10 protein-coding genes are annotated in these 12,781 nt (G+C 41.3%); 6 read left to right on the forward strand and 4 right to left on the reverse strand.

Features of this window, described 5'->3' with window-relative positions; all coding sequences use genetic code 11:
- Positions 1 to 119: 119 nt before the first annotated feature.
- Complete coding sequence (locus tag PSF09_RS16370) at positions 120 to 2,402, reverse strand: inverse autotransporter beta domain-containing protein (protein WP_272684177.1); 2,283 nt, start codon at positions 2,400 to 2,402, stop codon at positions 120 to 122.
- Positions 2,403 to 2,638: 236 nt separating this feature from the next.
- Between PSF09_RS16370 and rnz the strand changes: the two genes are divergently transcribed.
- Positions 2,639 to 3,553: a ribonuclease Z gene (rnz, locus tag PSF09_RS16375; RefSeq protein WP_272666239.1), complete on the forward strand. Its 915-nt coding sequence runs from the start codon at positions 2,639 to 2,641 to the stop codon at positions 3,551 to 3,553.
- A 42-nt stretch (positions 3,554 to 3,595) separates the two neighbouring features.
- Here the strand turns inward: rnz and deoR are convergent, their stop codons facing one another.
- Positions 3,596 to 4,375: a DNA-binding transcriptional repressor DeoR gene (gene deoR, locus PSF09_RS16380; protein ID WP_272666238.1), complete on the reverse strand. Its 780-nt coding sequence runs from the start codon at positions 4,373 to 4,375 to the stop codon at positions 3,596 to 3,598.
- Positions 4,376 to 4,430: 55 nt separating this feature from the next.
- On the reverse strand, positions 4,431 to 5,099 hold the full coding sequence (gene deoC, locus PSF09_RS16385) for a deoxyribose-phosphate aldolase (protein WP_272666237.1): 669 nt from the start codon (positions 5,097 to 5,099) through the stop codon (positions 4,431 to 4,433).
- Between the two features lie 168 nt (positions 5,100 to 5,267).
- Here deoC and rbsK point away from each other — a divergent pair, with 168 nt between their 5' ends.
- From rbsK to PSF09_RS16400, 3 genes are all read left to right on the forward strand, one after another.
- Positions 5,268 to 6,197 carry a ribokinase gene (gene rbsK / locus PSF09_RS16390; protein WP_102139120.1) on the forward strand — a complete coding sequence of 310 codons (930 nt, stop codon included), beginning with the start codon at positions 5,268 to 5,270 and terminating at the stop codon, positions 6,195 to 6,197.
- Positions 6,198 to 6,305: 108 nt separating this feature from the next.
- Complete coding sequence (gene fucP / locus PSF09_RS16395) at positions 6,306 to 7,613, forward strand: L-fucose:H+ symporter permease (protein ID WP_198641995.1); 1,308 nt, start codon at positions 6,306 to 6,308, stop codon at positions 7,611 to 7,613.
- A 58-nt stretch (positions 7,614 to 7,671) separates the two neighbouring features.
- Positions 7,672 to 8,688, forward strand: a complete 1,017-nt coding sequence (locus PSF09_RS16400) for an aldose 1-epimerase family protein (RefSeq protein ID WP_272666236.1) — start codon at positions 7,672 to 7,674, stop codon at positions 8,686 to 8,688.
- Positions 8,689 to 8,721: 33 nt separating this feature from the next.
- Here PSF09_RS16400 and PSF09_RS16405 read toward each other — a convergent pair whose 3' ends face one another.
- A complete protein-coding gene (locus PSF09_RS16405) occupies positions 8,722 to 9,129 on the reverse strand; it encodes a DUF2750 domain-containing protein (protein ID WP_272666235.1) in 408 nt (135 codons plus the stop codon).
- A gap of 143 nt (positions 9,130 to 9,272) precedes the next feature.
- Between PSF09_RS16405 and PSF09_RS16410 the strand changes: the two genes are divergently transcribed.
- Together PSF09_RS16410 and PSF09_RS16415 are read left to right on the forward strand one after the other, a co-directional pair.
- Complete coding sequence (locus tag PSF09_RS16410) at positions 9,273 to 10,292, forward strand: mechanosensitive ion channel family protein (RefSeq protein ID WP_272666234.1); 1,020 nt, start codon at positions 9,273 to 9,275, stop codon at positions 10,290 to 10,292.
- 272 nt (positions 10,293 to 10,564) lie between these two features.
- The gene (locus tag PSF09_RS16415; RefSeq protein ID WP_272684178.1) at positions 10,565 to 12,724 is read left to right on the forward strand and encodes an ornithine decarboxylase; all 2,160 of its coding nucleotides are present in this window, start codon (positions 10,565 to 10,567) and stop codon (positions 12,722 to 12,724) included.
- Positions 12,725 to 12,781: the final 57 nt, after the last annotated feature.

Raw genomic sequence — 12,781 nt, forward strand, 5'->3', positions numbered from 1 at the left:
ATTTAAACGGAAAGGAAATATGCATTATGGAATTGTTAGGAATGGTTATTATTATCTATTGATTAATCGGTGTTTTTTATTTCCCCCTCTAAAGACGAGGGGGAAAAGTTTAAGGAGAATTAAGGTGTCACAGGCACCGTAAATTTAGAGCTAGAATGCCCATTGATAGAAGCAATAATATCAATATCACCCGGTGTTAATAATGTTAAGTAGGTAGAATAATCCCCATCACTCTCTTCATACCAACCAAGGATATTAGTGTTATAACGACCAAGGTCGATATTTTTAGGGTTTATACCCTCAAGTGTGTTGCCAAAGGCATCGCTAAGAGTGACCGTAATGAGCACATCACTGCCAACGGTGACATTATGCGTGGACGATGCAGATATTTCGATGTTTTCGACGACACCTAACTGACCTTGAGGGCCGCTGCCATCAGAATTTTTCGCATTGATAGTGAGTGGTGGATTCACCGTTAGCCTATGTTTAGGTGACGTTTTTCCATGTAAAGAAGCGCTAATGGTGTAATCTCCGGACATTTGCCCTGCAAGTAACCCGCTATACTCACCTAAATTAACCGAACTTTCTTCAATCTCGACAGGAACTTGTTTATTGCCAATATTGACCATGATGATCCCATCTGCGCCAGAAACGGGATTACCATTCACATCGGTTAACCTGAGAGCCATAACAGTTTCTTCTCCTGCATGGGGCGATTGCGTATTCAGGATCTCAATTTTTTTCAATGTTCCGCTGATAAAATAAACAGTAACGGTTTCACTTTGGCCATTTATTGTTGCGGTCACTCTACTAATTCCGCTGTGTACACTAGTGAGTGGCATTTCAATAACTCCTGTTTGATTTGTCACCCCTTGAGCGTCAATTTTACCACGAGTCGCGCTAAAATTAACGGTTTCTCCTGCGATGGGATTACCTAGAGCGTCGGTGATATAGGCAGTAATCATATTGGCTGCTTTACCATTAGCCAATGCTGCTGTCTGAACGATGTTAAGACTTTGTATCACTGGTTGGCTAGTTGTTGCGGTGTTTTTGCTGGTCACTTCAATGAGGGTATCGGTGGTCGATGATGCATTGCCATGAATATCATAAGCAATACCGCTTAAGCGATAACGATTCAATCTTTCCCGTTCTGATGGTGTTGATGCCGTTTTATAAGTGGGTAATTTTACGGTAGCATTTTGACCCGATGAGCTAATAACACCACCGGCAGCGAGTAATTCAGGTGCATTCCAGACAATTTTTTTCAGTGGATATTGCGTTGTTATTGATTGCACCAATGGCAACTCTTGTCCGGCTTCACCTTGAATTTTTGCCGCGAGCTTCAATTGAATTGCTATTTTCTTTTGATAATCAAGAACAATATTGTTATTGCGATTGACGAAGTCAAGGCGGTTACCCGAAACACGTCGTGATTCACCGACTTTAGCAGGGTCAATTTGCTCAATAAAAGTCTTATCAAATGCCCAGTTAAATTGCACTTTGGCACTGGTATCTTGTAATCCACTGCTTATTTTGTGCTCTGCACCCAAGGTGATAAGAGTGAAAGGGGTCCAATTTACACCTAAAGTGGCTGCGGTTGGGTCTTCTTGAAGTTTATTTTTCCCCATTAGAGCAACATTATGACCGACATATTGTTCAAACTTAAGATTAGCCCCCAGTTGCGGGTAAGCTGGTAGCCATCCCTGAGCTTGTACATCCCACCCACGCGCAGGACGTGCATCATAAGCGCGAGTTAGCTCAGATGAACTACGCCATGACGAAACGGGAAAATAGGTATTAGCGCTGAGTTTTAAGTAATCTTGCCAGTATTCAGCGCCAACGCCTAACCGGGAGTGATAATGTGAAAGATCATGATCAAAGAATGCATTGACACCCACAGTGCTCTGCTCATTGAAATGGCGCAAACCAATCCCATTATTGCTTTGTAGTCGCCCATCCGTGTTGTGAATACTGTGTTGGGTAAATAACAGCATATTAGTTTGTTGATACCAAGGGATCAGCCAATCAAAATGACTATTTTTAAGTGATAATTGCTTATCAAAATTCAGACTGACTTTCACATTACCCGCTTTTGAGAGCCAATGGGTAATTTCCTCTATTGCTGCATTAGCCGCTTGATTACTGAGATAACTTTGTGCCATTTGTGAGATTTCATGGCTATTTTTTTGTTCTGCAAGCCATGATGCGGCAGTTTTACTGTATTGCGCTAAGTTACGTTCGCCATCGTTACTTTCTAGTTTTGGGATAGGACTACCTAAAAGAGGGAGTTCATCCGGTGTTAGCATTTTTGCATCGCTGGACAATGTTGGCATAATAGTTAATGACCATGTCGCCACCAATAAGGCCAAAGGGGCAGGAAATTTCTTTTTAGAGCAAAGCATTAAATATATTCCTAGATTGGATATTCATTTTTAGTATTGTGGAATATGCGGCGTAAAAAACGCTTGGGAATTAATTGGATTAATACAGAAAAGGGATTTGTATATTGGAAAAAATCAGGAATAACCGACGTTTATTTATAATTGGAAAATATTGAATAATAGATGAATAAAATAAATAAATTTTCTATTGGAAAAAATCTTACCATAATAAAAACAATAAATTAGATGAGGGCATTATGGAATTAACATTTTTAGGAACCAGTGCTGGTGTGCCGACAAAAGAGCGAAATGTCACCAGTATGATATTAAATTTAGTCGGCATCCGTAAAAGCTACTGGTTATTTGATTGTGGTGAAGGGACACAGCACCGTATTTTAAACAGCCCATTTAAAGCGCCCAAGATTGAGAAAATTTTTATTACTCATTTACATGGCGACCATATTTTTGGTTTACCCGGTTTGTTATGTAGCCGCTCTATGGGGGGAGCAACAGACCCACTGATTGTTTATGGGCCGAAAGGGTTAAAACAATATATTGAAACGGTACTCACCGTGAGTGTGTCTTATATGACATACCCACTGGAGATAGTGGAAATCGAAGCCGGCCTGTTATTTGACGATGGGGAGCTGATTGTGACGGCCTATGCCCTTGATCACCGTGTGGAGTGCTATGGCTATCGTATTGAAGAACATCCGAAAAGTGGCGCACTAGACGCGGCGAAATTAGCCAATGATAATATTCCTCGTGGCCCTTGGATGCAGGCACTCAAGGCAGGGGAAACGATAGTTCTTGATGATGGCCGAACAGTCAATGGGGCTGATTACCTCGGTGAGCCCGTTCCCGGTAAAGTCGTTGCGATTTTTGGCGATACGCAACCGACAGAGCAAGCGTTGGAACTCGCGAGAAATGCCGATGTGATGATCCATGAAACAACCTTAGAAGCGGAGTTTGCAGAAAAAGCTAATGAGCGAGGGCACTCGACTACGGTACAAGCGGCTGAGCTAGCTCGTGCGGCAGGCGTTAAACGGTTTATTGCCACTCACTTGAGTGGTCGCTATACGAGTGAGGATATCCCAAAATTACTTGCGGAATGCCAAGCTGTGTTCCCCGCGAGCGAAATCGCAGAAGACTATTTGACAGTGAAGATCTAATGTCAGCGGGCAAGATATTGTCCGCTTAATCTATTGATGGTTTTAATAAATTACTTTCACAAAGCCATTACGACAATATGTCTCATATTCATCAGAAAGTTGCCTGTTTGTGACTATCACATCAAATTGTGATAATTCCCCCATATTGGCGGTAGCGACTTCATCAAACAGGTTATAAGGGGCGAGTAAAATCTTACGGATAGATTTTTCCATCGCTTTTTTCTTCATGGGTAAATCATCGAGATTATAGCAAGTTACGCCAAAATTCCCATGCACACCAGCTGCTGAAATAAAGGCTTTTTTCGGGTTGATTGAATCAAGTAATGAAGGGAGTGATGGGTTGTAAAAAGAATCACTTTTAGGGCGATATTCCCCGCCACATAATAGCGCAGTGGCATTTTTTTTCTGGCTAAGAGCGAGAAAAACGTTATGTGAATAACAAATGCCCGTAAAATTGATCTCTTCAGGAATGAGGGAGATCAGGGTTGCCATTTCAATGCCATTATCAAAGAAGATCACATCATCTTCTGTCACCATGCTAGCGGCAAGGTTCGGGATATATAATTCTTCCGTTTGATCTGGGGTAAACACGTCCGCTTGTTGTTCATTAGCGACTAAATTAGCAGGTTGGGTAACAGAAACTATATAGCCACCAAGCAGTGACATGGGGATGGGGCCTTCTGTATCTGCGCTGAGATCTCGTCGAATAGTCATTTCTGAGACTTCGAGTATTCTAGCGGCTTCTTTTAAATGAATGCGGCCTGAGCGTTTTAAACATTCACTTAAACGACGAAGGCGTTCTTTTTGTTTAGTTTCTATCACCCTACGATCCTTTTATGATATACAAAATTGGCGCGGTTAGACCGCGCCCCATCACTTAATAGTCACTTGGTTTGGTGTTATTGCCTGTGACAATGGCAACGCTAGCACTAGCACCAACACGGTTTGCGCCTGCTTTAACCATTTTAATTGCGGTTTCACGGTCACGCACACCACCAGAGGCTTTTACACCGACTTCATCGCCAACCACTTTGCGCATCAGGGCGACATGGTGTTCTGTTGCGCCCATTGTACTGAAACCTGTTGAAGTTTTCACAAAACCGACTTTAATTGTGCGGCAAATTTCACAAACTTGAGTAATTTCTTCATCGGTTAATAGGCAATTTTCTAAAATAACTTTTAATGTTGCTTTACCACAGGCAGCAAATACCGCTTCAATGTCTTTGCGAACAAAGTCTAAGTCGCCACTTTTGAGCATGCCAATGTTGATAACCATATCCACTTCATCAGCACCACGGCGTACGGCTTCTGCAGCTTCAAATGCTTTGGTTTCCGTTAAGCCCGCACCTAGTGGGAAGCCTACCACACAGCAAACCTTAACGTCGCTGTTTTTTAAAAGTTCACTGGCTAAAGGAACATAACCCGTGTTTACGCACACCGATGCAAAATGGTGTTCTGCCGCTTCCGTACACAGTTTGGTAATATCGCTGACAGTCGCATTCGCAGCAAGTAAAGTGTGATCAATATATTTTGCTAAGTCTTGCATTTTCAACTTTCCTATATAAATGTGGGATAGACAACAAAGAATGAGGAAATGTGGTAGATATAACACTTGATCATTCGTTATTCGAGATCCTAATCACAAATGATATTTTTGCAACATGATAATGTTACTATCATATCATTATGTGATTTATTTAACACGAGGGACATTATGGATATAGCAGTTATTGGTTCAAACATGGTTGATTTGATCACTTACATCGATCAAATGCCAAAAGAAGGCGAAACGTTAGAAGCGCCAGCTTTCAAAATTGGTTGCGGTGGTAAAGGTGCGAACCAAGCGGTTGCTGCTGCTAAGTTAAATTCAAAAGTGATCATGTTAACCAAAGTTGGTGATGATATTTTTGCAGATAATACGATCCGTAATCTTGAGTCTTACGGTATTAATACCCGTTATGTGGAAAAAGTACCTTGTACCTCAAGTGGCGTCGCACCTATTTTTGTTAATCAAAATTCATCAAATAGTATTTTGATCGTCAAAGGGGCGAATAAATTTTTATCACCTGAAGATATCGATCGTGCAGCGGAAGATCTGAAGAAATGTAAATTGATCGTTCTGCAATTAGAGGTCCAGCTTGAAACGGTTTATCACGCGATTTCATTCGGCAATAAGCATGGGATCCCAGTATTACTGAACCCAGCCCCTGCACAACGTACGCTCGATCTCGATTTTGCCTGCCGATGTGATTTCTTTGTCCCTAATGAAACGGAACTCGAAATTTTAACCAATATGCCAGTCGACACGATGGATAACATTCGTCGTGCTGCGCAGTCTTTATTGGATAAAGGGTTAAAAAACGTCATCGTAACATTAGGGGAAAAAGGGGCGTTATGGATGACTCGCGACAGCGAGTTACATATACCCGCAATTAAAGTAAATGCGATTGACACCAGTGGTGCAGGGGATGCCTTTATCGGCTGCTTCTCACATTACTATGTCCATACGGGGAATATTGAAGAAGCACTGAAAAAAGCAGTGATGTTTTCGGCTTTTAGTGTGACAGGGAAAGGAACTCAATCTTCTTATCCAAGTGTTGAGCAATTTAATGAATTTGTGCAAATCAACACAGCTAATGAATAGCTAAATAATAATAGTCCAACGTAGCTATATACCCTTTGAATAATTAAGTGGTCATCAGAGCCACATAGCCACTCATCGGGTATAAATTATAAAAATATAAGGGTTACTATGAACATTAAGAACATCACTCAGTTACCGGATGGCTACCTGAGTAAGACGCCTCTATTCCAATTTATCCTACTATCGTGCCTGTTCCCATTATGGGGATGTGCAGCAGCATTAAATGATATTTTAATCACACAGTTTAAAAGTGTTTTTGAACTCAGCAACTTCGCCTCGGCTTTAGTACAAAGCGCATTCTATGGTGGTTATTTCTTAATCGCTATTCCTGCGTCGTTAGTGATCAAAAAAACCAGCTATAAATATGCCATTATGGTGGGACTGATCCTGTATATCGCAGGTTGCAGTATGTTCTTCCCTGCTTCTCATATGGCGACTTATACCATGTTCTTGGCGGCTATTTTCGCCATTGCGATCGGTTTAAGCTTCCTCGAAACCGCTGCGAATACCTATAGTTCAATGATAGGTCCGAAACAATACGCCACATTGCGTTTAAATATTAGCCAAACCTTCTACCCAATTGGCGCCGCAGGCGGGATCTTACTGGGCAAGTATCTGGTATTTTCCGAAGGGGATAGCTTACAAAACCAAATGGCGGGAATGAATGCGGAGCAAATCCATGAGTTCCGTTTAGCCATGCTGGAAAATACCCTCGAACCTTATCGTTACATGATTATGGTATTGGTTGTGGTAATGATTTTATTCCTTATTACCAAGTTTCCTAAATGTAAAGTGGCAGAAACGCAAGATCATAAGCGTCCTACTGCATTAGAAACCTTAAAATATTTAGCGAAAAATAGCCGCTTTAGAAAAGGAATTATTGCCCAATTCTTATATGTCGGAATGCAAGTGGCAGTATGGTCATTTACCATTCGTCTCGCATTAGAAATGGGGGATATTAACGAACGTGATGCCTCGAATTTCATGGTGTATAGCTTCGCTTGTTTCTTTATTGGTAAGTTTATTGCCAATATTTTAATGACCCGCTTTAATGCAGAAAAAGTCCTAATTATCTACTCGGTGATTGGTGCGCTGTTCCTAATTTATGTTGCATTTATTCCGAGTTTTACAGCGGTCTATGCAGCGGTGATGGTCAGTATTCTGTTTGGACCTTGCTGGGCAACCATTTATGCAGGCACTTTGGATACTGTGGATAATGAGCATACTGAAATGGCCGGGGCGGTCATTGTGATGGCGATTGTCGGTGCTGCGGTTGTCCCTGCTGTTCAAGGCTATGTCGCAGATATGCTGCACTCATTACAACTTTCATTCCTCGTTTCCATGTTGTGTTTCGTGTATGTCGGTATTTACTTTGTTGGTGAACGCCGTTTTAAAGCGAAACAAGCCACGAAATAGTCTTCAAACTGGGTAGCGTGTGCTACCCAACTTCTTTTATTAAACCGTGAGTATGAAAATGAAAACATTGATACCGCTTCACAAAAGCTTATTTACGGAAAACCCGACGCTTATTCTAAAAAATAACCAATTTACTGCCACGGCATTTCGTTATCACACTGGCGTGGAAGGGTTACGAATTGAAAATCAACAAGGGCATTTAACTATTTTGCCTTTTTTAGGACAAATGATTTGGGATGCGGAATTTTGTGGCAAAAATCTGAAAATGGAAAATATGTTTTCAGCGCCAAAACGTGTTCCAACAGTAGTTGAAACCTACGGTTGCTTTGCATTCCATTCAGGTTTAATCAGCAATGGTTGTCCTTCTCCAGAAGATTCACATCCATTACATGGAGAAATGCCCTGTGCATCAATGGATAGCGCTTGGCTGGAACTGACAGACGAAAGCTTGAACGTTGTCGGCGAATATGAGTATGTGATGGGTTTTGGTCACCATTACCGTGCGACACCGTCAGTGCAATTAAATGCGGGCAGTGCATTATTTGATATTCATATGTCAGTCACCAATTTAGCATCGGTTCCTATGCCTCTCCAATATATGTGCCATATGAATTATGCTTACGTGGAGAATGCAACGCTAACACAAAATATTCCTGAAAATGCGATTAAATTGCGTGAATCAATACCGGGGCATGTACAGCCAACTGAAAAATGGCTCGAATTTAATGAAGCATTGAAATCTGGCAAAGTCTCATTAAATCAGCTTAATCAGCCACAAATGTGTGACCCTGAAATTGTGTTTTTTATGGATGACCTCAGCCAATATACCGCAACGCCTGAGTTTAGGATGATTTCACCCGCAGGAGATACGTTTGTTACGCGTTTTAAATCTAACCAACTAAATTATGCAACTCGTTGGATTTTGTACAATGGTGACCAAAAAGTTGGCGCATTTGTATTGCCTGCCACTTGTCGTCCAGAAGGCTTTTTAGCCGCAAAAAATAGCCAAACTCTGATTTGGTTAGAAGCGGGGCAAACCCGTGAATTCACCGTGACCACCGGTGTTGAAAAGTAGTTCTCGTAATAAAAGGCAGTGAATTGCTGCCTTTTACTCATATTGCTGATATTCTTCTTCTAAATCAGCGAGAAGTGCCGCCGCATCATAAACTAATGTTTTTTTCCCATCAGGTTGCATCATCAACGCAACCTTAATATTTGCTTCATGCATATCAGGTAAAATTTCTGTCATCAAGTGTTCAAGAGTAAATAGCATTGGCGTAAAATTCGCCCACTCACCCGTTAAACACAACTCAACATACGCTTTGGCAGGCCAGAGGGGCAGAAAGAGGCATTTTTCATCATTCCATGCGGTAACGAGGTTTTCCCCATCACCGAGGCTCCATACCTGCTCCCAGTCAGCTATTTTACCAATGAAATAGTTATACTGTTGGGACGGCCTAAGTGCATGGACATTGTCTATTTCTTTGTCATTTGGGGAAAATAGGTTGTTATTCATTATTGGATAATCTAAAAAGTAACTGATAATTATTGGGAAAATTATCTTTATAATTGTTATCTTAATAACAAGATAACGAGAAATAATACACAGTAAAACAAATAAAAATAAGATCTATCAGGTAAATTTTAGGGCGGTTAGAAATGATAGAAGTATTACTTGAAAAATATGCGATTGGCATGACCTTAATTGCGGCTTTTCTCGCAGTCTATTTAGTTTTTGAGGTTGTACATAAACGACGTAAACATAAACATAAGCGCAAAAGTATTTTGATCCATGTGGTTCAAACTCTTGTGCTGTGTGGCGTGGTGATTGTTATTGCTCAATATGTAGACATGGCCGCAACGGATTTTGATTTAACCTTTATTTCAACTTCTCTGGTTAATTTTATAACCATCTCATTGATTGCATTGATTTTAATGCGAAAGCTGTTCCAGTTAGCGAACCGATTAGAAAAAACGCAGATTAAAAAAGGTAGTGACCCCACTTCGGCACGTATTGTCGCCCGCGTATTTAAAACCGCAATATTTGTCATTATGGTGCTACTGTTTGGTGAGCATTTTGGAATGAGCCTTTCTGGTTTGATGGCATTTGGCGGGATTGGCGGCATTGCTATCGGTATGGCTGGTAAAGATATCCTAAGTAACTTTTTCTCTGGGTTAATGCTCTATTTTGATCGGCCCTTCAACATTGGTGACTGGGTCAGCTCACCGGATCGAAATATCGAAGGAACGGTGGTTGAAATCGGTTGGCGGATCACCAAAATTATTACGTTTGACCACCGCCCGCTATATATCCCCAACTCGGTTTTTTCTTCTATTAGTGTGGAAAACCCAGGGCGCATGACTAACCGGCGCATCAAAACTGAAATTGGCTTACGTTACGAAGATTCAGACAAAATTGGGGCGATTGTCGACGATATCCGCACAATGTTACAACAAGATGCGAATATCGATACCAGCCAAACCTTATTAGTTTATTTCGATGCTTTTGCCGACTCTTCGTTAAATATTATGGTGTATTGCTTTACCAAAACAACAGTTTGGGCGGAATGGTTAGCGGCGCAACAAGCCGTGTATTTGAAGATCATTGAAATAGTTAAACGCCACGATGCGGACTTTGCATTCCCATCACAGACTTTGTATGTGGAAAAAAACAACTAACGTCCCATTACGGATAAATTGACCGATTAATTGGTGGTGATCACCGGGTTAATTGGTTAATTTATCTTTTTATTATCTTTATGATGGCCTGAAGTATGGGGGAGTGGGTTGTGATGAGATAGAATTTTTATGCTATTAACCAGTGGCTTATAAAATATATTCGACTTTCTAAATCTAGCTATCTTTTCTTACCATGCTAATCATTTCAATTCCCTGATCTATCAAGTATATTGTCCGCCTCTTTTCCTCAGCTAACTAAGAGCCAGACTGCTATGAACAAAATCAATGTGGCATGTAGCCAGGGGGTCGCAATCTATTTCACTAATCAATTTCAGTGGGTAGATATTCGCGATGCACAGTTAAACAATATTGCCGCTGTCGTGCTATCTGAACAAGATGCCAACCAAGGGTTGTGGGAAAGAGTCGTTGAGAGTCAGCTGAGTATTCCGCTGTTTATCATCAGTGATAAACAGCTGCCAACCGATGAAAATTTACCACCTTATTTGACGGCGCTATTACCACCCGCCCCCGCTGCTCGTGAAGAAAATAGTCGTCAATTACTTGATGCTGCGAATCAATATCTTGAGCAGTTATTACCGCCATTTTTTGCTCGAATGATGGATTATGCTGCGGGTCATAATGTGACTTTTGCCTGCCCAGGGCACCAAGGCGGCCAATTTTTCCGTCGCCACCCGACAGGGGAGCAGTTTTATCAATTTTATGGTGAAAACCTGTTCCGTACCGATTTATGTAATGCTGATGTCGCAATGGGCGATTTATTGATCCACGAAGGCGCAGCTAAAGAAGCGCAAAAATTCGCCGCAAAAGTGTTCAATGCGGACAAAACTTATTTTGTATTAAATGGCACTTCATCATCCAATAAAGTGGTGCTAAACGCGCTATTAACACCGGGTGATTTAGTTTTGTTCGATCGTAATAATCATAAATCAAACCACCATGGGGCGCTGATACAGGCAGGGGCAACACCTATCTACCTTGAAACGGCACGTAATCCTTTTGGTTTTATTGGTGGTATTGATGCGCACTGCTTTAGCGAAAGTTATTTACGTGGAGTTATCCAAGAAGTGATGCCGGAAAAAGCGCAAGCCAAACGACCATTTCGCTTAGCGGTGATCCAACTTGGAACTTATGACGGCACTGTGTATAACGCAAGGCAAGTCGTTGATAAAATAGGTCATTTATGTGATTACATTTTATTCGATTCTGCGTGGGTCGGTTACGAACAATTTATTCCCATGATGCGCCAGTGCTCGCCATTACTACTTGAATTAAATGAAAACGACCCCGGAATTATGGTCACTCAGTCAGTTCATAAACAACTGGCTGGTTTTTCTCAAGCATCACAAATCCATAAAAAAGATAATCATATCAAAGGGCAAGAGCGCTTTGTTTCACACAAAAAACTCAATAATGCTTTTATGATGCACGCCTCTACCAGCCCATTTTATCCTTTATTTGCTTCTTTAGATGTCAATGCACGTATTCACCAAGGTGATGCAGGTAAAATGATGTGGATGGACTGTGTGAAAGTGGGAATTGAGGTAAGAAAATCGATATTTCAGCACTGCCGCTATTTTAAGCCTTTTGTCCCTGAAATTGTTGATGGCAAGTTATGGCAAGAATACCCTACAGAGCAGATCGCCGCTGAGCAGCGTTTCTTTAACTTCATACCGCAAGAGCGTTGGCATGCATTTGAGGGGTATGCGCAGGATCAGTACTTTGTGGACCCTTGCAAACTGATGCTAACGACCCCGGGTATTGATGTTGAAAGTGGAGAATATGAAGCTTTTGGCGTACCTGCGACGATATTGGCGCATTTTTTACGTGAACATGGTGTGATCCCTGAAAAATGTGACTTAAACTCAATTTTATTTTTGTTAACCCCTGCAGAAACACAGGAAAAATTAGCGCTATTGGTCTCTCATTTAGTACGTTTTGAGCAATTACTGGATGAAGACGCACTATTGGAAGAGGTTTTGCCATCGGTTTATCAACGCTATCAAGAGCACTATCAAGGCTATACCTTGCGTCGTTTGTGCCAAGAAATGCACCAACTCAGCGTTAATGACAATATTAAACAGCTGCAAAAAGAGATGTTCCGTAAAGCGCATTTCCCTGAAGTGAAAATGGCGCCTCAGCAAGCACATTTAGAATTTATTCGAGGCAACTGTGAATTATTGCCATTGGATGAATTAGAAGGACGTATTGCTGTTGAAGGGGCATTACCGTACCCTCCGGGCGTATTGTGCGTTGTGCCTGGGGAAGTATGGTCAGGGCCAGCACTGCGCTATTTCAAAGCACTTGAAACCGGTATTAATGCATTACCGGGCTTTGCGCCGGAATTACAAGGTGTGTATATTTCAAAAAATGAAGGTGAGAAAAAACGTGTTTATGCGCATGTTTTAAAATAAATTTCTGAATATTCAGATATTAAGCATAGATTTTACCTTACTAGCTCGCTAAATTGG

The organism is Providencia sp. PROV141 (assembly GCF_028481645.1).
Classification (GTDB): Bacteria; Pseudomonadota; Gammaproteobacteria; order Enterobacterales; family Enterobacteriaceae; genus Providencia; species Providencia rettgeri.